The organism is Paracoccus aerodenitrificans (genome assembly GCF_027913215.1).
GTDB lineage: Bacteria > Pseudomonadota > Alphaproteobacteria > Rhodobacterales > Rhodobacteraceae > Paracoccus > Paracoccus aerodenitrificans.
On the sequence record NZ_CP115784.1, the window covers coordinates 2579093 to 2600245 of the forward strand.

At 57.8% G+C, this 21153-nt stretch carries 21 protein-coding genes; 3 read left to right on the top strand and 18 right to left on the bottom strand.

The window, feature by feature from the left end:
- Positions 1-63 precede the first annotated feature (63 nt).
- Positions 64-1182: a glycosyltransferase family 4 protein gene (locus PAE61_RS14040; RefSeq protein WP_271112997.1), complete on the top strand. Its 1119-nt coding sequence runs from the start codon at positions 64-66 to the stop codon at positions 1180-1182.
- On the opposite strand, the gene PAE61_RS14045 is transcribed toward PAE61_RS14040, so the two are convergent.
- The 5 genes from PAE61_RS14045 to PAE61_RS14065 form a co-directional block, all read right to left on the bottom strand.
- Positions 1152-1823, bottom strand: a complete 672-nt coding sequence (locus PAE61_RS14045) for an HAD family hydrolase (RefSeq protein ID WP_271112998.1) — start codon at positions 1821-1823, stop codon at positions 1152-1154. The genes PAE61_RS14040 and PAE61_RS14045 overlap by 31 nt on opposite strands.
- Complete coding sequence (locus tag PAE61_RS14050; protein ID WP_271112999.1) at positions 1804-2775, bottom strand: ATP-grasp domain-containing protein; 972 nt, start codon at positions 2773-2775, stop codon at positions 1804-1806. The genes PAE61_RS14045 and PAE61_RS14050 overlap by 20 nt, the downstream gene beginning before the upstream one ends.
- On the bottom strand, positions 2775-3791 hold the full coding sequence (locus tag PAE61_RS14055) for a GDP-mannose 4,6-dehydratase (protein ID WP_271113000.1): 1017 nt from the start codon (positions 3789-3791) through the stop codon (positions 2775-2777). Before PAE61_RS14055 ends, PAE61_RS14050 begins: the two co-directional genes overlap by 1 nt.
- Positions 3788-3979 carry a hypothetical protein gene (locus PAE61_RS14060; RefSeq protein WP_271113001.1) on the bottom strand — a complete coding sequence of 64 codons (192 nt, stop codon included), beginning with the start codon at positions 3977-3979 and terminating at the stop codon, positions 3788-3790. The genes PAE61_RS14055 and PAE61_RS14060 overlap by 4 nt, the downstream gene beginning before the upstream one ends.
- Positions 3980-4059: 80 nt before the next feature.
- Complete coding sequence (locus PAE61_RS14065) at positions 4060-4893, bottom strand: sulfotransferase (protein WP_271113002.1); 834 nt, start codon at positions 4891-4893, stop codon at positions 4060-4062.
- Between the two features lie 129 nt (positions 4894-5022).
- Between PAE61_RS14065 and PAE61_RS14070 the strand changes: the two genes are divergently transcribed.
- Positions 5023-5163, top strand: a complete 141-nt coding sequence (locus PAE61_RS14070) for a hypothetical protein (RefSeq protein ID WP_271113003.1) — start codon at positions 5023-5025, stop codon at positions 5161-5163.
- A gap of 204 nt (positions 5164-5367) precedes the next feature.
- Here the strand turns inward: PAE61_RS14070 and PAE61_RS14075 are convergent, their stop codons facing one another.
- The 12 genes from PAE61_RS14075 to PAE61_RS14130 all read right to left on the bottom strand — a co-directional run bounded on the left by PAE61_RS14075 (position 5368) and on the right by PAE61_RS14130 (position 18130).
- On the bottom strand, positions 5368-6030 hold the full coding sequence (locus PAE61_RS14075) for a TetR/AcrR family transcriptional regulator (protein ID WP_271113004.1): 663 nt from the start codon (positions 6028-6030) through the stop codon (positions 5368-5370).
- 291 nt (positions 6031-6321) lie between these two features.
- Positions 6322-7386 (bottom strand): quaternary amine ABC transporter ATP-binding protein, encoded by a 1065-nt coding sequence (locus PAE61_RS14080; protein WP_271113005.1) that lies wholly within the window; start codon positions 7384-7386, stop codon positions 6322-6324.
- On the bottom strand, positions 7379-8263 hold the full coding sequence (locus PAE61_RS14085) for an ABC transporter permease (RefSeq protein ID WP_271113006.1): 885 nt from the start codon (positions 8261-8263) through the stop codon (positions 7379-7381). The genes PAE61_RS14080 and PAE61_RS14085 overlap by 8 nt, the downstream gene beginning before the upstream one ends.
- A gap of 86 nt (positions 8264-8349) precedes the next feature.
- On the bottom strand, positions 8350-9345 hold the full coding sequence (locus PAE61_RS14090) for an ABC transporter substrate-binding protein (protein WP_271113007.1): 996 nt from the start codon (positions 9343-9345) through the stop codon (positions 8350-8352).
- A 311-nt stretch (positions 9346-9656) separates the two neighbouring features.
- Entirely contained in the window at positions 9657-10625 is a 969-nt protein-coding gene (locus PAE61_RS14095; protein WP_271113008.1) for a TRAP transporter substrate-binding protein, read from the bottom strand.
- A 31-nt stretch (positions 10626-10656) separates the two neighbouring features.
- Positions 10657-11928 (bottom strand): TRAP transporter large permease, encoded by a 1272-nt coding sequence (locus PAE61_RS14100; RefSeq protein ID WP_271113009.1) that lies wholly within the window; start codon positions 11926-11928, stop codon positions 10657-10659.
- Positions 11925-12458: a TRAP transporter small permease gene (locus tag PAE61_RS14105; RefSeq protein ID WP_271113010.1), complete on the bottom strand. Its 534-nt coding sequence runs from the start codon at positions 12456-12458 to the stop codon at positions 11925-11927. The genes PAE61_RS14100 and PAE61_RS14105 overlap by 4 nt, the downstream gene beginning before the upstream one ends.
- Positions 12459-12688: 230 nt before the next feature.
- Positions 12689-13480 (bottom strand): HpcH/HpaI aldolase/citrate lyase family protein, encoded by a 792-nt coding sequence (locus PAE61_RS14110; protein WP_271113011.1) that lies wholly within the window; start codon positions 13478-13480, stop codon positions 12689-12691.
- Entirely contained in the window at positions 13477-14307 is an 831-nt protein-coding gene (locus PAE61_RS14115) for an HTD2 family dehydratase (protein ID WP_271113012.1), read from the bottom strand. Before PAE61_RS14115 ends, PAE61_RS14110 begins: the two co-directional genes overlap by 4 nt.
- Positions 14307-15407, bottom strand: a complete 1101-nt coding sequence (locus PAE61_RS14120) for a CaiB/BaiF CoA transferase family protein (RefSeq protein ID WP_271113013.1) — start codon at positions 15405-15407, stop codon at positions 14307-14309. The genes PAE61_RS14115 and PAE61_RS14120 overlap by 1 nt, the downstream gene beginning before the upstream one ends.
- Positions 15407-16573, bottom strand: coding sequence for an acyl-CoA dehydrogenase family protein (locus tag PAE61_RS14125; protein ID WP_271113014.1), 1167 nt, complete (start codon positions 16571-16573; stop codon positions 15407-15409). The genes PAE61_RS14120 and PAE61_RS14125 overlap by 1 nt, the downstream gene beginning before the upstream one ends.
- Before the next feature lie 129 nt (positions 16574-16702).
- The gene (locus PAE61_RS14130) at positions 16703-18130 is read right to left on the bottom strand and encodes a hypothetical protein (RefSeq protein WP_271113015.1); all 1428 of its coding nucleotides are present in this window, start codon (positions 18128-18130) and stop codon (positions 16703-16705) included.
- Between the two features lie 295 nt (positions 18131-18425).
- On the opposite strand from PAE61_RS14130, the gene PAE61_RS14135 reads away from it, so the two are divergent.
- The gene (locus PAE61_RS14135; protein WP_271113016.1) at positions 18426-19916 is read left to right on the top strand and encodes a fumarate hydratase; all 1491 of its coding nucleotides are present in this window, start codon (positions 18426-18428) and stop codon (positions 19914-19916) included.
- A gap of 75 nt (positions 19917-19991) precedes the next feature.
- Here the strand turns inward: PAE61_RS14135 and PAE61_RS14140 are convergent, their stop codons facing one another.
- Positions 19992-20999, bottom strand: coding sequence for a TRAP transporter substrate-binding protein (locus PAE61_RS14140; RefSeq protein ID WP_271113017.1), 1008 nt, complete (start codon positions 20997-20999; stop codon positions 19992-19994).
- Positions 21000-21153: the final 154 nt, after the last annotated feature.

Sequence of the window (21153 nt, forward strand, 5' to 3'; positions counted from 1 at the left end):
GCCGATGATGGGCCATTCGGTACCTGCGCTTCTCGGCAACCCCTGTTGTATCGGAGCTGGGCCGTGAAGATCCTTTTCATTCAAGGCGGCTTCGGTGCCGGAGGGGCAGAGAAAGTCATGGCGGGGATCGCCTCGCATCGGCATGAATTTGGTGATGAGGTGCATGTTGCCGCGATGATGATGCCCGAAACTGGATCATTCTTTGCCTATCCGGATGGCGTAAAGCTGCATGTACTGGCCGAAAATGCTCCGCGTGGGGTCCGCCTGCATCTTCGCCGTGGGGTTGCCATTCGCAGCCTGGTCCGAGAGCTGCGACCGGATCTTATCGTCAGTTTTCTAACAAAGGTGAATTGCCTGACGCTTCTGGCCTCTGCCGGAACCGGGATCCCGGTTGTAATATCCGAACGAAATAACCCACAGATCCAGTCGGCCGGGTTCTGGTCACGACTTCAGAACCGCCTGGCACCGCAGGCGGCGGGGATCGCAATGCAGACCAAAGCAGCGGCAGGAATGCTTCCGAAAGCGCAACGAAAGCGGGCCGCGATCATTCCGAATCCGTGCCATCCAGTCGAATTCCCGCCCGCCCCCGCCTCGGATATCTGTCGCTTCGTCGGGGTCGGTCGGCTGGATCATCAGAAGGGCTTCGATAGACTGATAAGGGCTTTCGCAGCACTTCCTTTACGGATGAGGGCTCAGCTTGAGATTTTCGGGGAAGGACAGGAACGGGATACGCTTACCGCAATGATCCGTGAGATGGGTCTGGAGGATCGCGTCAGGCTGGCCGGGCTCGCGCATACGCCGCAGGAATGGATGTCAGCAGGAGATGTGCTGGTCCTCAGTTCAAGATATGAAGGTTTCAGCAATGTTCTGGCCGAAGCGACCAGTTCGGGGCTGCCAGTCATCGCCTTCGACTGCCCGTTCGGCGTATCGGATATGGTGATCGACGGCGGGAACGGGATGCTTATACCCGATGGAGACGAGGCCGCGATGATAGATGCGATGCAACGCCTTGCCCACGATGCAAAGCTGCGTGCCAGACTGTCTGCCTCAGCGGATGTGATGGCGGCCAGATTATCTCCGGATAGCGTCATGGCACAGTGGGATGCACTGTTCGAGCAGGCAATCTCGGGGGAAATTACCTCTCAGCGGCGTCAGATCGACTCAAGCGCTTCATCAAGCTGATCTAGAGATGTGATGACGCGATCCGCCTGATGTTCCGGGTCCGGTGCAGCGCCGCTATGGACACGATCCGTACGGAGGATCTGTATCGTTGCCCACCCCATGCGTTTCGGCGTCACGAAATCCTTTGCGGCATTGTCCGCCACGTAGACATAGCGGCGACCTGCTGACGCGCCCGATATGATCTCATATGCACGCGGATGCGGTTTACCAAAACCATGTCCCCATCGCCCTGTCGGAATAATCTGATCACATGACGCCTGAAGACCGAGAGCAGCAATCTTGTTACGCTGCATCTTTTCTGGCCCATCCGTGATCAGCCCGAAAATCGCTCCTTTTCCAGATAGATAGCGCGTCGTATCATCGCAAAGCGCGATCTGCGGAGAGTGATACCGGTAAATCTCGATCAGTTCACCGATATCCTGAGACGCGCTCAATCTGCAATGCCGCAGAGCCTCACCGAAGACCGCCTGGCGATGCGCGGTATCGAAAAGATCGCGGCATATTTCGGCGAATCCTCCTACGCCATGCCGAGTCAGCACATGCTGACCGACCGCCTCAAACCCACTGAATGCGAAGTCACGCTCAAGATACAGCGTGTCGTCCAGATCAAAGACGATTTTGTCAGCCGGCGAAGACGGCATCATCATATCTTAGCATGGTCACAGCATCGCGCCAGTCATCATTTGCCGTCGAAACCTGCCCGGTCAGTTCTTCTATCAGCCAGTCGGCGAAACGCCCTCCCGCATGGTGCGCAAGCGGATAGCCTCCGCCAAAGCGGGCGTTGATCTCAATGATCTTAGGGCCTCTTTGCGGATCGTCGATGACTTGAAAACATAGCACTCCGCGGGCATCTGGCAACGCAGCCTGTACCGACTCGGCAAGGAGGCGCAGGGATTCCTTGCGGACGGTGCGGCCCTTTTCTACCTCACCAGCCCGGATCTGGATGCGCAGATGCGGGACCGCGCAGCGCAGCGCACCTGAGGCATCTATAAAGATATTCACCGTATATTCCGGCCCGGACAGAACCGGCTGGAACATCATCGGCTCTGGGAAGGAGTCAGGCAGATCGCGCTCACTGCGATAGATCCCAAGCCCCCGGCTGGCACTGCCCCCGACCGGTTTACCAAAGACCGGCCAGCCGAGCGCTGAGGGGTTGCCCCGCAACTCCGCCTCAGAGCATGTCGGAGGCACGTCGACACCGGAGGCCGCCAGAACCTTCATCGTGCGCATCTTGTCACGTGCAACCCGGATCACATCGGGCGGCGATACATGGACACGCGCACCTGCAGCTTCCAGCCGACCCGCAGCCTGCGCATAGACGGCAAGCTCCGTATCAATGGTCGGTACGATCAGGCGAATAGCATTCTGTCGGACGATTTCCTCAATCCGGTCGATAAACCCCGGATCAGAGCAGCGTGGCACCTGATGGGTATGATCGGCAAGCAGGCAGGCAGAGGACAGTTCGGGCCTCATGTCACAGCCATGTACAACCACCCGGCTGGTATCTCCACCAGCCTGCCGGAACAATTTGACCAAAGCGCCCCGCCGTCCGGCCGACGAAATCAGGACCGGGATAACAGCGCGGTCCGTCATTAATCCGCAACCTTGTAGTAATCGCGGAACCAGTCGACATAAGCCCGCACCCCCTCACGCACCGAGGTTTCCGGCGCATATCCGGTAAGCCGGCGCAGCAGTGCGGTATCCGCCCAGGTCGCGGGCACATCGCCGGGCTGTATCGGCATCATGTTTTTTGTGGCCTCACGACCCGAGGCAGCTTCGATTTCCGCGATGAACTCCATAAGCTGAACCGCTTCACCATTGCCGATATTCACCACGCGCCACGGCGCAACCGGAGACAGGCTGTCATCGGCAGCGATCTGATCCGGGCCGTCCGGACGTTCCGGTGCTGCTTCGATCAGCAGCCGGATCGCGCGGACGAGGTCGGTGACATAGGTAAAATCACGGCGCATTTCGCCATAATTGAAAACCTTGATCGGGCGGCCCTCGAAGATTGCGCTGGTGAACAGATGAGGCGCCATATCTGGCCTACCCCACGGCCCGTATACGGTGAAGAACCGGAACATCGTCGTCGGAATATCGAATAAATGCGCATAGCTGTGAGCCATCACCTCACTCGATTTCTTCGTCGCCGCATAGAAGGACATCTGGGTGTCGACCTTATCGGTTTCACGATACGGCATTTCGGTATTCGCGCCGTAGACAGAGCTGGTCGAAGCGATAAGCAAATGCTTTGGCGTATGTGCCCGCGCAGCTTCCAGAAGCTCGAAACATCCAAGGAGATTCGCTTCGGCATAGGCGCGGGGATTCTGGATCGAGTATCGGACTCCCGCCTGCGCCGCCAGATGGACGACCGCATCCGGACGCTCGGCAGCGAAAATATCCATGAGGAGCCCGGGATCCTCCACCCAGCCCCGGATACCCCGATAGCCCGGCTGCGTTTTCAGCCGCGCCTCCCGCGCAGCCTTCAGCGCCGGGTCATAGTAATCATTATGGCTGTCCAGCCCGATAACCTCATGGCCTTCCGCCAGAAGCAGTTCGGAAAGATGATAGCCGATGAAACCCGCGGCACCTGTGACAAGAACCTTCATAGAGTTCCTCCGCAATTTTCAGCCTGCATATCACATGAAAACGCTGTCAGGATCGAGTCAGCAGAATCCTTGCCGGTACGCGCCGGAAAATCCTCTGATGAAATACTGAGGGCGACGAGGATGCTTTCTTCGCAGGAAGTAAAGCAGGACAAACCGGAACGATAAAACCCGGCAACAACAACATTCATAACATACCTATCAGTTCCAACTCGGCACAACATTTTTTCCGAAGCGACAACACTGCCGACCCACCCGACACTAACAAAGGCTACGCCGAGATGGAGATGTATTTTTCACTTATCTCACTGGCAAGGTTAAAATTCTGAGGCATCTGATAGCCATAGCGGGACAGGTCAATGCCGATCATCTGCGAAAGCTCACCATTTGATTGCGCAAATGCTTCGCCGAACTTGCTCGCAAGCAGGCTGCGCATCCGCCTTTCAAGCCGCGTATCTATGGGCCGGGTCAGCCGCGTCGGCACATATTTCGCCATGCTGCCGAAACGACGCCGGAACTGCCCAAGCGGGACCAGATAATAATGGCTCAACTCATTCGCGCTGAACTGGCTGTTAACGACACGCTGGCAGATCTGAAACAGCGCGGGCCTGCGGACATTCTGCGCCTTTGGATCAACCGGGAAAGGATCCCGGCCAACGAAGGAAAACAGCGCTGAGAAAAATGTTTCACGGTCGCGGACAAGAAGTTCATAGGGCATGCATAGCACACGATTTTCACCGAACAGCTTGCGATAATGCGCGACCAGTCGATGATAACGGTAAAATTCCTCAGAGAAACCGGGGCGACGTTTCAGGAACGGCTCACGCGGGCTGAGGTAGTTGCGCAGTGACATATGGCCGCCATCCGTGATATATTGCGAATACATTGAGAAAATGCTGGCAAGCTGCTCACGCACGATTATCAGTATTCGCCCATCCGGAAAACTGCGATGCAGCCTGCTTGCGAGAATGGTCGCATCGAAGCCACCCGAGGCCGGATATCCGGAAAACCTCTCATGCGAAATAACCGGTATTTTACCTTGTTTTTTCGCCTCATCCCGCAAGGGCTGATAATGAGCCTGAACTGCATCCAGATCGAATGTCATTGGCTGTGGTGATACGAATCGTTCTACCAATGCGTGACGCGGTTCGCCTTGGGGAAGCAGGAAATCTCCATCCGGATTCGCGAAAACCTGATCCTGCAAGACCGTAGTGGCAGTCTTATGATATCCGATATGGATCAGCATCTTACACCAGCGGCAACCATCACACTCCGTCCAACAACAAAAAACACACTTTCCGCCTTACTACGCGGAATTAAAGAGGAAATCGGTGCTGTTGTCGATCAGATATTCAGATCAGGGTTTCCGGGTTGATCCCTGCTTCGTGAAAATGAGGATACACCGCATCAGCGAACTGCCACACATGGTGCTTGAGGTGACATAGCGAAATTGCAAACACGTATAGCGACAATCACTGAATTCCGTTTTTCCGAGTAGAGCTATCTTCGATCACTAATAAAGTAACGCTATATTTCGGCCAGGCACAGCAAAGTGGTGACAATCAGCATTTACGAGGCATCAGCGTTCTTCAACGTCTATCGGCGACAATGCAAGCAGGCTGTCATATCCTGCCGAAACCAAGCCTGTCAGCGCGGCTTCTTCATTGCGCATATCGATCTCGCGGGATGACAGTCTCGAAACCCGATCCGGGTTGATCAGAGTGAAAAACATCGCTCCCAGCAGAAAATGCGTCCGCCAGACGATATCCGAACGCTTTGCTTCCGGCAGGCAATCCGCAAATGCGTCGACAAATTTTTCGATCGTATCATCGAAAGCATTCGCGAAAACGCGCTGCGCCGCCGAGTCACCCTCGGCTGACAGCATGGCGTGGACTCGCGAAAACCTTGCACTATCGGAACCGGGCTGAGGCGAGGAATAAAACGCCGGTAAAAGATAAGCGCGGACAATTGCCCGCAAGCGATCCTTGCGTGCGGGAACCCTTCGAGCCTCGCCCAGCAACTCAAGACGACGTGCATTCATCGGCGCAAAGTGACGATCTCCGATTGCTGTCAGTACCCCGATCTTGTCACCGTGATGATAGGCAACATTCGAGACAACCACCCCGGCATGACGGGCAATCTGTCTGAGAGAAACAGCCGAATAACCACGTTCGGCAAATAACTCTTCCGCAGCATCCAGAATATGGGCTCCTGTTTCCTGTCTTGATGCTGTCGTCGCCATTGCACCCCGGGGCATTAAGATTTGTTAGTTGGGCATGTGTTCCAAAACTAAGAACTCATGACAGAGTTCCCGCATACACCGGATAAAAATATGCAATGATCAGGGGAAACATGCCGCCCGGAGACGACCATACGCCATAGCTGCTTGAACAGTATGTAGAATTTATGACGACAACGGATTGCGCATCAGAGATTTCAGATACTGCGCAGGTTGCAGTTTTACATCAGGCAAAGGAAATCCAGTGCGGGGCAGCAACCGCACCCCCCACCTTACGCGCCCGAACAAGGGGCTTCACGCACTCAGCGCCTCAGGTGCCAGTTCCTCATTGTCATCCGGCGCAATCATCTCGGCGACCGTCTTCGACAGGGTGATTTTACCCAGATGCCCGCCATCTTTATCGACCACATTCGCCATATTGGTGCCGGCATCGGTCATTGCCCGCGCCGCTTCCTCCAGCAGGGCCGAGGAGGTCAGCGTAACGGGACTGTCGGCCCGTTCACCCTTCCTCATGATCGTGCGTACGCTGATCACATGGCCCCGGTTCACATCACGGACGAAGCTGCTGATATAATCATCCTTGGGTCGAAGCACGATCTGCTCACCCGTGCCCTGCTGGATGATGCTGCCGTCGCGCAGAATGGCGATCTTGTCGCCAAGGCACAGAGCCTCATCCAGATCATGTGTGATGAATACGATTGTCTTGTGCAGTTCTTCCTGAAGATCCAGAAGCACGGATTGCATATCGTTCCGGATCAGGGGATCAAGCGCCGAGAATGCCTCATCCATCAGCAGGATCTCGGCATCATTGGTCAGCGCCCGCGCCAACCCGACGCGCTGCTGCATCCCGCCGGAAAGCTGGTTCGGATAGCTGTTTTCAAACCCGTCCAGCCCGACACGGGAAATCCAGCGACGCGCACGTTCTTCGGCTTCTTTTCTGGAGACGCCGCGAATACTCAGCCCGTAAATCGTGTTCTCCAGAACCGTCCTGTGCGGGAACAGGGCAAATTTCTGGAAAACCATCGCGGTTTTCTCACGCCGGAAATTGCGCAGTTGCGACTGGGACATCTGGACGACATCCTGACCGTCGAACAGAACCTGCCCCGCTGTCGGGTCGATCAGCCGGTTGATATGGCGGATCAGGGTCGATTTCCCGGACCCGGACAGCCCCATCACCACCTGTATTTTGCCTGCGGGAATATTCAGGTTGATATCATTCAGGCCGAGCACATGGTCGTGTTCAGCCTTCAGCTCTTCCTTGGACATGCCGCGCTTGACCTCATCGACAAGCGTCGCGCCATTCGGTCCGAAAATCTTGTAGAGATTACGGATATCGATATCATGCGTTGCCTCAGCCATGCACAGCCTCCAGATGGCGTTGAAGCCGTTTGCCATAGGCCTGAGTCGAACGATCGAAGATGATCGCAATCGCCACGATTGCCAGACCGTTCATCACACCAAGCGTGAAATACTGATTATTGATCGCCTGCAGAACCGGCTGGCCAAGGCCTTTCACGCCGATCATCGAGGCCACGACCACCATTGCAAGGCTCATCATAATCGTCTGGTTCACGCCCGCCATGATCGTCGGAAGAGCCAGCGGAAGCTGCACATCCTTTAGCTTCTGGCGACCATTAGAGCCAAAGGCCTCGGCGGCTTCCAGCACATCCGCGGGAACCTGGCGAATGCCCAGATTGGTCAGACGAATGACCGGCGGGATGGCATAGATGACCACGGCGATCACGCCCGGGACCTTGCCCAGTCCGAAAATCATCACGACCGGGATCAGATAGACGAAGCTCGGCATCGTCTGCATCATATCGAGGATCGGCGTAATCAGCGCATTCGCCCTGTCGGAGCGCGCCATGAGGATGCCTATGGGAATACCAAGAATAACCGCGATAAGCGTACAGACAGCGACCATCGCAATCGTGCTCATCGTGTCTTCCCACATACCGAACAGACCGATCAGGAACAGCGCGATAATCGTGCCAAGAACGATCTTCCAGCTTCGACTGAGCGCCCAGACAAGCGCGGCAAGCGCCGCCATCACCAGAATCCAGGGACTGTCGATCAGCAGGTCCTCGATGAAAACGAGCAGTACCTGAATAGGATGAAACAGGTTTTCCAGAGTTTCGCCATAGGCACGGGTGAAACTCTGGAAAGCCGAGTCGATTGCCATGCGCATTTCGCGCAGGGTCGTCCTGCTCAGGGATGGGAAATCTACGAAATCCATATGTCCACTTTTGCTGTTGCGGTTTCGCTTTTACAGTAATGCGAAACGGCCCGGCATGGTTGCCGGGCCGGAAAGATAAAGCCGGATCAGATCGCGTCGCCGACTTTCCCGGCAATGTCGTCGGGCAGCCACGCCGACCAGACATCTTCGTAATTTTCAAGGAAATACCAGGCACCGTCTTCATTCGTTGCCTGATTATCGCCCATCCATGCCAGAAGCTCGTTCACTGTCGCGTTCGGCCATGCGCGTTTTTGCAGATACTCCATCGTAATCGCGTTGGATTCCGCAAACTCTTTCGTCACAGCAGTGAAAACGTCAGAGCGTGGCCATTCGGTCAGTTCCGGGTCGGGGCAGTTATTGACCACGATGCAGCTATCCCAACGTTCCTTGTCATGCTCGACACCCAGTTCCAGCCGGGTCATGTCATATTTGCCAAGGATGGCGGTCGGTGCCCAGTAATAACCCAACCACCCCTCATCCCGGTTGAAGGCGCGGGCAATCGACCCGTCCAGCCCCGCGGCCGAGCCGGGATCGACCAGATCGAAGCCCTTATCCTCGATTCCAAGCGCGGCGGTCTGGTTCTCGGTGATGATCTGGCAAGCCCACCCCGACGGGCAACTGAAGAAAGCGCCACGGCTTTCATCCTCGGCACCCGGGAAAAGTTCAGGACGGGCCAGAGCATCCTCGATTGTGACGATACCATGTTCTTCCGCAAGCCATGTCGGCACCCAGAAGCCTTCAACACCGCCATCGGTCAGGATCTCAGAGGCGATGATGATGCGACCTTCTTCGACGGCAGCATCCAGAGGCACTTTCACAGCGTTCACCCACAGCTCAGGCGCGACATCCGGCTCGGCCTTTTCATTCATCGAGGTAAAGGTCGGGACCGTATCGCCCGTGACCAGCTCGACCTCACAGCCATAGCCTTCTTCCAGAATGATTTTGTCGATCCATGCCGCCAGCCCTGCCGAGGCCCAGTTCATTTCGGCAATGGTCAGGCTGCCGCATTCCTCTTGCGCAAATGCCGCTGGCGCGGTCGCCATCAGGCCCAGAAGAGCCAGTCCGGGTTTCACCATGTTCATGGGAAGTCCTTTCGTTTCCTGTTCTTTCTTGCGTCGGGCGTACCGCCCCTGAGGCTGTTCCGGACGGAACAAAACCTCCCTGCCTGCGCATCATAGGCGAGCGTCCCGGGAAAGTCACATAATAGGCCTGAAAAACTGCATTTAACTGATATTGATTAATATTCATGGACTCATCGCGGGTCTTTAGCGGTCCTCTTTCAAACCCCGACTTTATTACAAAAAGCCCGACATCGCGTATTGCGACGCCGGGCTGTCAGCCGTGAATTGCTCCCGCCGGAACGCGCCGGGCTACGCTGACGCCGCATACCGGGCTATTCATGCGCGGCTTCGGCTTCCAATTGTTGCAGAAGCGGGGTCTTTGTCCGCCACTCTTCGTACCATCTGTCGATGCTGTCACCGAAAAAACTGCGATCCACCGTCTTGACCGGGACATCGGTTCCGCGCAGCTTCTCAAGATATTCGGCGTCGATTTCAGCGTATTTCCCGATCAGCTCATCAAGATGCCGCTGCATGACCTCGCTGATCTTGCTTTGATCTTCAGGAGGAATATCCGCCCATTTGCGGGCCGAGCCGACAGCGATCATCGGGAACATCATGTGGTTCGATTCGATGATGCTTCCGGCATGTTCGTAATACTGGCTGTTCCAGGTGCCCTCGAAATCGATCTGCATCCCGTCCAGTTGTCCATTTGCAAACGCATCGTACAAGGCAGGCAACGGCATCGGAGTCGGTGTCGCACCAAGGCCCGTCCAGAAATCCAGCTCGGGTGCAAGCGGTACGGTGCGGATCTTCTTGCCCGACAGGTCCGAAACGCTCTGCACTTCGTCACGCATGACGATCTGCCGCAGCCCGGCCATCGCATAGCCGAAGCCCTCAAGACCGAATTTATCGACGCCGTCCAGCAATTCCTGCGCGGTCTCTCCGCTCAGAAGCTTCCTTGCCGCCGGAACGTCTTCGGCAATGAACGGAGCCAAGAAAATGCCGTAATTGGGATCACGATTGGCAAATTCACCAAGCGTCATGAACGCGAAATCCAGCGCTCCGGTCTGCAATTGCTGTAACATCTGCGCTTCATTCCCAAGCTGCCCGCTGGGGAAGATCAGCAGATCGATCCGGCCATCCGTGGCCTCGCGCAATTCGTCCGCAATTGCATTCGCGGTCACCGTCCATTGATGCGGCGGCGGCGTGATCAGGCCTATGCGATACTCGGTCGCTGCCGCAAGCTGCGCCCCGGATAATGTGCCGACAGCGAAGGCAATGCCTGCAAGAGATTTGAACATCGGGTTAGTCTCCTTCCATTTTAAGCCGCTATCACAAGAAATCTTTCAGCCCCGTTACAAGCCACGGGAAGAATGCCAGCAGCAGCAGAACAACTGCGACGGCCAGAAAGAACGGTGTCACCACCCAGGCCACCCGCTCGGCCTTGACGCCTCCCATCAGGGCGGCGGCGAATAACCCCGTCCCGACAGGCGGTGTCAGCAATCCCAGAGTCAGGTTGAGGCAGACGATCACGCCGAACTGAAACGCATCAATGCCGTAAACGCCCGTCGCGACGGGCAACAGAACCGGCACAACCAGAATGATCGCCGGAATCGGATCGGTGATCATCCCCAGCAAAAGCAAAAGAACATTAAGCAGCAGCAGGAACATGATCGGAGACTGGGTAACCTCCTGCATCGCATCCGCGACCCGCATCGGCAGGTTCTGGAAGGTAATCACCCAACTGAACACCTGTGCCGCAGCGATAAGAAACAGCACAACGGCCGAGGTCTTCGCCGCATTCGCGAATGCCGGAAAAATATCCGCGACAGAGATTTCACGATAGATCAGCAGCCCCGTCAGCATCGCTGCCAGAGTCGCGACCGCCGCCGCCTCGGTCGGCGTCGCCAACCCGCCCAGAATACTGCCGGTGATAATAACCGGAATCGACAGCGCGGGCAGCGCATCGACAATCGCAGCGATACGCTGCTTCCCTGAGGGACGTTTGGCGACCGGGAAGTCGTGGATACGTGCAAAAAAGGCGATGACAGCGATAAAGGCGACAAACATCATGATTCCGGGCACGATCCCGGCAATGAACAGATCGCCGATAGGCATCTGCGCGACCACACCAAAAATGATGAACAGCATCGAGGGCGGAATGATCGGTGCCAGCAATCCTCCGGCTGCCGAAATCCCGACCGATATATCCCGCTTATAACCTGCCTTTTCCATCTCCGGCACGGCGATTTTCGACATGATGGTGATCTGGGCCACGGTCGAACCAAGGATCGAGGCCATCATCATATTCGCCAGCAAGCTGACATAGGCCAACCCGCCGCGCACCGGACCAAGCAGCGCAAGGGCCAGATTCATCAGCCGCCGCCCGATACCGCCCGCATTCATGAATTCGCCCAGAAGGATGAACATCGGCAGCGCCAGCAATCCATAATTCTCCAGCCCGCCGAAAAGCTGCGAGGCAAAGGATTGCAGCAGGACCGTGTTGCCGCTTGCAATGATAAAAACAAGCGCCGTCGCTGCCAGCACGAACGCGATCGGCAAGCCTGCCAGCAGGAAGCCCAAAAACGATAATGCGACCGTCATGGAGCGTTTTTCTCTGTCGGCAGGCGCTGCGACAGATTCGCCGCACAATGTACAAGCCCGGTCAGGCAGAAGACCGGCAGGATCAGCCAGAACCAGATCTTTCTGGTGCCAAGTGTGACCGTCGGTTCACTATATACGAAATTGAAGGTTTCCTGACTGAATCGCGCCACCGAGCCAGCCTGCATAAGGCCAAGCGGATCCAGCCAGATCCATATCAGCCAGCCAAGTATGATAAAGAAAACCAACAGCGCCGCATCGACCGCCCATAATATCGCATCCCGCATTTTCCGGGGCAGTCTGTCCGTCAGCATCGTCATTGCGACATGCTGACGATTGCTGATCGCGATGGAGGCACCAATGAAAGCCGCCCAGATCGTCGCATAGATGGTCAGTTCATCGACCCATAAAAGCGGCGCACCCAAAGCGCGGGTGATCACATTCAGCAGCAGCAGCAGGAAGACGACGCCAAGCAACGCTCCGGCGCAATACCACTCGACTGTTTCCAGCCTTGCGCTCAGCCTGGTTAACACGCCGTCCCTCTCAACTTGCTCTCGGATATGCGTCTGCTCAGCAAACGACCTTTGCGGACTTCATCACATCTGCCGGGCCGAATGTCGACTTATTTTATAGGTTACTCGCAGAGCTGTCTTCCACTGCGCGGCACAGCCTTATGCCGAGCGCCTACGATAAGCAGCCACGGTGCATGTTTCTGCGATTTTCCGACAGTCGTCGATACGATCCCGAGGCGAGCCGATGCGGCTCAATCCCGACGCGACAGGATCGCCCTTGCGCGGATCCGCACCGGCGCATCCACCATCGCGCCATCGACCGAGACCGCGCCGTCTCCCGCAGCCAACACACGCTCTGCCCAGTCGATTTCTGCCGGGGTCGGTGCGAAGGCGCGTTTGACGGCGTCGATCTGCTTTGGGTGGATACAAAGCTTGCCGGTCATCCCCAGATCGCGGGCATGTCTGGCATCGTCATGGCTGATCCGGGGATCGTCCAGTTGAGCCGTCACCCCGTCAATCGGTGCCGCAATTCCGGCCAGACGGGACGCCAGCACAAGCTCGGTACGGACCGGCAGAAGGATATCGCGCAGATGCTCGCATCCAAGATCGGCGCAATAATCGATAGACCCGAAAGCGAGTCGCACCGCCCCATCGACCCCGGCAATCGCTCTGGCATTGGCCAGCCCAAGCGCCGATTCGATCAGCGCGATGACGGGGACATCAGTTTGTCTGGATACCGCCTCGATTTCAGAGGGAAGCTCTGCTTTCGGCAGAATCACAGCCGCCGGCTTCAGATCGGCAACAGCGGCAAGATCCGCCTCATGCGGCGACGTGGCAGAGGCGTTGATCCGGACCATGACCGGCAAATCGGTGAAATCGCACCGAAGCTTTGCCCGGGCTGCGGCTTTGTCGGCATCCGCGACAGCGTCCTCAAGGTCCAGAATGACGGCATCCGCACCCGATGCGGCAGCTTTGGCAAAGCGTTCCGGCCGGTTCGCAGGGACGAAAAGCGGTGCGCGGACAGTTTCGATCAGCCCCGTCATGTCGCCTGTGCCTCCATCGCAACGGGACCGTTTTCATAGCTGGTCCAGAGCCGCAGGCCATTCTCAGTCTCTTCCGCGTTAAGGGTGAAATCCGCATCATCAAACAGCGGTGAGAGGCTGCGGAAGCGGAACTCCGAAAGCGGCGATCCTTTCAGTTTTTCGGCATAATGCACCAGCATCGTCGCCTGCATCGGCCCATGCACGATCAACCCCGGATAATGCTCGATATCCCGGACATAGGGGGAATCATAGTGAATCCGATGCCCGTTAAAGGTCAGCGCCGAGTAGCGGAACAGCAGCGCAGGCGAAGGGGTCACCGCCTGACGGAACTTGCCGGGCGGCGCTTCTGGCGTGGGCTTGGCGGGACGGCTGGCATTATCGGCACCGCGATAGACGATATCTTGCCGTTCGCTCAGCACAGATCGTCCTTCACTGTCGATCTCGTGATCAACCGTCACGAAACACAGCGTCCCGCTGCGCCCTTCCTTCACCGTCACATCCCGAATGACCGAGCGCCTTGTAACCACCTCACCCACGCGGATATCGCCCTTGAAAGCAAAGGAGCCACCCGCCCACATGCGTCGCGGCAGAGGCACGGGCGGCAGAAAGCCGCCACGCGCAGGATGCCCGTCCTCACCCAGTTCGGCGGTCGGCGCGGCTGGCTGCGCAAGGCAGAGATGGATCAGCACGGGTGCCGCATCGCCCTTATCCGGCCGTTCGGGCCGGTCAAAAGTGGCGTTGAAACGATGCGCAACTGCGGGGGTCAGTTGCTCGGACGCGATATCCTCGCGCCCGATCCAGCTTCGCAGATGTTCGATATCCAGCATTAATCCCGGTCCCCCTCACCAATGGCAGGCACGGCACCATAGCTGCGGGCCTCACCCGCAAAACGTGCCGCCGGGGCGGGATAGGAAACCGGCCCACCCTCGGTATCGACGGTGATGCGGCGCAGTTGCGGATGTTGCGACAGACCTTCCATATCGTTGACCGATGCAAAGGCAACGTCGGCGTCGATCAGCCGGGAAGTGGCCTCTGCTTCCGTCATTGTCGCAAAGACCTCGGCCACCGCGCCATCTGTCTCTGCCCGGTTCCGGACGCGCTGCACATTCGTAGAAAAGCGCGGATCCGTCGCCATCTGGGGACGCCCCATGAAAACATCTGCAAATTTCACGAATTCGCGGTCGCTTTGAATCGAGATGAGGATCTGCTTTCCATCCTTGCAGGTGAAAACGCTGTAGGGCGAGATCGAAGGGTGGGCCAGACCCAGCCTGCGCGGAGATTTTCCGCCTTCATGGTTCAGCAGCGGCACGGTCAGCCAATCCGCCATCACATCGAACATCGAGACCGAGATCCGTGACCCTTTTCCGGTCACACCACGCTTGATCAGCGCCTCAAGAATAGCGGCATGCGCCGTCGCTCCGGTCGCAATATCGACCAGCGACACCCCGACGCGGGAAGGCTCACCCGGCCCGCCGGTGATCGAGCACAGCCCCGATTCCGCCTGAATCAGCAGATCATAGGCCTTCCTGTCCGCCATCGGCCCCTCATCGCCATAGCCCGAGATCGAGCAGACGATCAGAGCCGGATATTTCTCTGCCAACGTATCAAAGCTGAATCCAAGCCGCGCCAACGCGCCCGGCTTGAGGTTCTGAACCAGCACATCGGCGCCCGACAAAAGCCTGTCCAGCTCGGCCTTGCCGCTGTCATCACGCAGATCGAGAACATGGCTTTCCTTGCCGCGATTCAGCCAGACGAAGTAACTTGCCTGACCCTTCGCCACATCGTCATAGCCACGCGCGAAATCCCCCTCGGGACGTTCGATCTTGATGACCCGCGCCCCCGCATCGGCAAGGCGCGACGTGGTAAACGGAGCCGCCACGGCCTGCTCGATCGTGACGACGGTCAATCCCTCCAGCGGCAGTGACATCAGAACGACCTCGGCATACCGAGCATATGCTCGGCGACATAGCTGAGGATCAGATTGGTCGAGATCGGAGCCACCTGATACAGCCGTGTTTCGCGGAATTTCCGCTCGACATCATATTCATTCGCGAAGCCGAAGCCGCCGTGGAACTGGATGCAGGCATTCGCAGCCTCCCAGCTTGCCTTTGCTGCCAGATATTTCGCCATATTGGCCTGACCGCCGCAGGGTTTGTCGGCATCGTAAAGACGGCACGCCTCATAGCGCATGAGATTGGCGGCCTCGATTTCGATAAACGCTTCGGCGATAGGGAATTGCACACCCTGATTCTGACCGATGGGACGGCCGAACACCACACGTTCGCCGACATATTTCACCACCCGGTCAATGAACCAGTAGCCATCGCCGATACATTCCGCCGCGATCAGGGTCCGTTCGGCATTCAGCCCTGTGAGGATATATTTGAAACCTTTCCCTTCCTCTCCGATGAGATTCGCGGCGGGGATTTCGAGATTGTCGAAAAACAATTCGTTGGTTTCATGATTGACCATATTGGCGATGGGTTTGACATCCATGCCCGATTTCATTGCCTCCTTGATGTCGACAATGAAAATGGACATGCCCTCGGATTTTTTGCTGACTTCGGCCAGAGGCGTCGTCCGCGCCAGCAGGATCATCAGATCCGAATGCTGAACGCGGCTGATCCAGACCTTCTGCCCGTTGATCACATATTTATCGCCCTTGCGGACCGCCGTCGTCTTGATCTTCGTCGTATCCGTGCCCGTCGTCGGCTCGGTCACACCCATTGATTGCAACCGCAGCTCGCCGCTGGCGATCCGGGGGAGATATTCCCGTCGCTGTTCCTCGGAGCCGTGACGGATCAGCGTGTTCATATTATACATCTGACCGTGACACGCGCCGGAATTGCCGCCCGCTCGGTTGATTTCCTCCATGATGACGCTGGCTTCGGTCAGGCCCAGACCGGACCCGCCATATTCCTCGGGGATCAGCGCCGCCATCCAGCCCGCTTTGGTCAGCGCATCGACGAATTCTTCCGGGTAAGCCCGCTGCTCATCGATCTTGCGGTGATACTCATCGGGAAATTCGGCGCAGAGTGCACCCACCGCATCGCGAATATCCTGATATTCATCGTCCGTCCGCTGATAGGCCATACACGATCCCCCTTGCCCTGCAATACCGAAGGCCACAGTGGATCAGGCCGACCAATACATCAAATATATGATGCCGATAGAACATATATATAAATTCTATCGCCACCCTGCCCCGACAATCCGGGCCATTCAGAGCGTGACAGAAAGCAGCGCGACCCAAAGCGACAACACGGTCCCCATCACAAGGATATAGGGGCCGTTCCAGATCAGCCCGGCCCTGCGCGGCGGAACTCCGGCAAGATGACTGACCAGCAGAACCGAGGCCGTAAACGGCGATGTCGCACCACTCAGCGCCCAACCACCTGTAACCGCCGTGATAATGACGGCGGGATGCATCCCCATCGCCTCTGGTGTCGGCAGAAGCGGCAGGATCAATGAGACGGACAGGATCGGGTTCATCCCCAATTGCCCGGTGAGCGGGATGATCCAGATCAGCGCCACCACGATCAGCAGGGGCGGAACCGAGGCAAGCGACACGCCCATCGAGACCAGCAGCGGCCCTAACAGAGACGACCCCAGACTTCCGATAAAAGCCGCCATGAACAACAGCACGATCTCTCCGCGATATCCGGGCAGATCCTGCAGGACGAATCTGCCGACGCGCCCCGAGGTATAGCGCCATCGCGCAAATCCTTCGGCCCGACCCTGAAGCCAGATCCAGCCGACGGACAGGATCGGAATCAGGGTGATGACCGCACCGATCACCTCGACGCCGGTCAATGCCCGTAGCAGGACAATCCCCGCGACGACGATGCCAAGCAGCACCAGAAGCGGCTTCAGATGCGGCAACCAGCGGCCTGTATCCGGGCTGCGCGGCGGTGCCGGATGCGACAGTTTCGGCTTGAAGATCGTATCCATCGCCCAACCGCCAGCCAACAGAATAAACGTGCTGAACAGGCATGGCAGAACGACCCCGCTCCAGCTTGCGCCGGGGATCAGCGCTGTGGCGATCACCATCGAAAACGCCATAGGCGACCAGCACAGCGTCGAGGCAAAGCCCCTTTGTATCGCCAGCAGCATACGCCGCGTCCGATGACCTCGGATCTCGGCGTCTTTTTCGTCGGCATTGCTTTCCGTGGCCAGAGACCCCAGCAAAGAGATCGACCCGTAAAGCAGGATCAACCCGAATAAATGCCCGCCAAGCGTCAGCGCGATATAGCGCAGACCCGGAGGTTGCCGGGCCAGAAAGCGACCGCATTCGATGATTTCCGCCGAGGTCGCGGCCACGTTTCGCAGTGCCACAAGCGCCGTAAACATGGCGATGATCAGGCTGCCGCCAAGCGCCGCGCGACCGACATCTGCGGCCCAGCTTTCATGCGCTATGGCGGCCCAGATCGTCAGCGCTACGCCGATCAGAACGAATGACAGACGCGACGCCCCGACCCGGAAACTAAGCACCGCAACCGTAGCAAGCGCCAGCCCCCCCGCCAGCCAGTCGAAAATCGCGGCGGTGCTGTATTCGCGCAGGATCGTCGCGAGGATGACACCCGCAGGCAACAATCCCGACAAGGCGAACAAGCCTCCGCCCGCCGCCTTCTGATCGCGACGCTCCGCCAATCCTCAAATGCTCCTTTTACCGGCAAAAGCAGCGCTCTTGCGGCATCGGGCCGGGCCTGGCTCACCTAGCCCGGCGATACAGGCAACATCGCGCCAAACGAATACATGATCAATATCGCGACGACAGAGGAGACATAACTTTCTGATATGGCGGCCATTTGACTTCGGCAATTCTGTTGCCCGCATGCAGAGCCGCACGATACTCTGACCGGGACAGAAATGCAGTGTCAGACATGCGGAAGCGTCGGCCGGTCGGACAGACGCGGAACGCTTAACTGCCAGCAGGACGTGGATCATGCCAGCCATCACGGAAGACGATACGATCAGCAGCATCGCAGACGCGCTGCAATTCATCTCTTACTATCATCCGCGCGACTTCATCCGCGCAATGGCATCCGCATGGGAAACGGAAAAAAGCCCCGCCGCGAAAGACGCCATCGCCCAGATCCTTGTCAATTCACGCATGGCCGCGCTTGGCCATCGTCCGATCTGTCAGGATACCGGCGTCGCCAATATCACGGCCCGGATCGGCGTGCAGGCGCAGCTTGGCTGGAAGCGCCCGCTGCAAGAGATCGTCGACGATGCCGTCCGCCTCGCCTATCGCAACTCGGACAACCCGCTTCGCGCCTCGGTGGTCGCGGACCCTTTCGGAGAGCGGGGAAATACGCGCGACAATGCCCCCGCCATGCTGCATGTCGAGATGGTCTCGGGTGATCGGGTAACATTTGATGTCTCGGCCAAGGGCGGAGGCTCAGAAAACAAGACCAGATTCGCCGTTCTGAACCCATCCGCATCGGTCGCCGACTGGGTTGTCGAAACCGTTGAGACTCTGGGCGCGGGATGGTGCCCTCCGGGGATACTCGGCATCGGGATCGGGGGCAGCGTCGACAAGGCAATGGTCATGGCCAAACAGGCGCTGAACGAACCGATCGACGTGACGGCGCTGAGGGAAACCGGACCGACCACACCAGAGGAAGAACTTCGGCTGGAAATCATCGAACGGATCAACGCGCTTGGCATCGGCGCTCAGGGTCTGGGGGGCGTGACAACCGCGCTGGATGTAAAGATCCGCAGCTTTCCGACGCATGCCGCCTCGCTTCCTGTGGCGATGGTGCCGAATTGCGCGGCAACGCGGCATGTCAGCTTCACGCTGGACGGCAACGGTCCAGCACAGCTTGAGGCCCCGGACCTGTCGGATTGGCCCGATCTGAATATCGAGGATTCCTGGAGCAATGCCCGCCGCGTCGATCTGGACAGTCTGACCCGCGACGGGATCGCAGAGTGGCAGCCGGGGGAAACGCTGCTTCTGTCCGGCAAGATCCTGACCGGGCGCGATGCCGCGCACCGGCGGATTCAGCAATTGCTGGCCGAGGGGAAAACCTTGCCGGTCGATGTCAGGGATCGGGCAATCTATTATGTCGGGCCGGTCGATCCGGTCGGGAATGAGGTGGTCGGCCCGGCGGGCCCCACCACATCGACGCGGATGGATAAATACAGCGATATGATGCTGGACCGTTTGGGCGTTGCCGTCATGGTCGGCAAAGCCGAACGCGGCGACGCAACAATCGAGGCGATTGCCCGCAACAAGGCCGCCTATCTGATCGCAGTAGGCGGCGCGGCATATCTTGTCTCTCAGGCGATACGCGAGGCGCAGGTCATCGCTTTCGAGGATCTCGGAATGGAGGCGATCCACGAATTCACCCTGAAGGACATGCCGGTCACGGTCGCGGTCGATGCAAAGGGAAATTCGGTGCACCGATCCGGGCCGCTTCGGTGGCGAAAGTAAAGGGCCACGCAACCGCGCGGCCCTTTGCGAACTTAATCCGTCACCGCGCCGCAACCGGATGGCACGGCCCCGGCATTATTCGATGCCAAGCACCTCATAGGCCTGCTGAACCAGATCGGGACCGATCCGGTCTGCCATCTCTTCATGCACCGGGCGAAGAACCTCGAACCATTCGGCCCGCTCTTCTTCGGTCTGATCGTGCACCTCGGTCGTTCCGGCATTGCGGATGCCTTCCATCGCAGCCTTGTTTTCTTCCTCGGCGATGCTGTTTGCGAATTCGGATGCCTCGGTCATGGCCTGCTCAAGCTGACCCCGCACATCTTCCGGCAATCCGTCCCAGAACTCCTTATTCACGATGACCGCGTAACCAATATAGCCGTGGTTCGACACGGTTGCGTGGCTTTGAACCTCGTGGACGTTCTGGGTGAACGTGTTCGACGGCGTGTTTTCCGTGCCGTCAACGACGCCGGTTTGCAGCGCCTGATACACTTCAGAGAACGCCATCACCTGCGGCACCGCGCCAAGCGCGTTCATTTGCGCCTCAAGAATCTTGGACGACTGGATACGCATCTTCAGGCCCAGGAAATCGTCAGGAACGATGACCGGCGAATTCGCAGTCATGATCTTGAAACCGTTATCCCAATAGGCAAGACCCTTGATGCCCTTCTCTTCCAGAGCGGACAGCATGGTCGCACCCAGTTCGCCCTCGGTGATCTTGCGCAGGTCGTCGCGGTTCCGGAACAGCATTGGCAGATCGAACAGCTCAAACTGCTGAGCTCCCAAAGGCCCGAACTTTGCCAGCGAAGGCGCCAGCATCTGCACCGCGCCAAGCTGAAGCGCCTCAAGCTCTTCTTTATCCTTATAAAGCTGGCTGTTCGGATAGACTTCTACGACGACACGCCCATCCGTATATTGTTCCGCCAGTTCCTTGAACTTCAACGCGCCCTTCCCCTTGGGCGTATCGGGTGCAACGACATGGCTGAACTTGATGGTGATCGTTTCCTGCGCACTGCCCGGCAGAGCGGCTGCCATCAGCAACGCCCCGGCACATGCGAGTTTGGTGAAGTAGCGGCGATTTATCATATATCCTCCCTTCGGGCGATCACACGCATAAACCGTGCCGCCCTTCGACTGTACGAAACCGTTATGTTTCTACGGTCCTGAAGATTTATCAAATAGCCGCTGCTTCTCACAGCTATTGTTTTTTTATATGGCCTGACCTTCTGCTGTCGTCTTG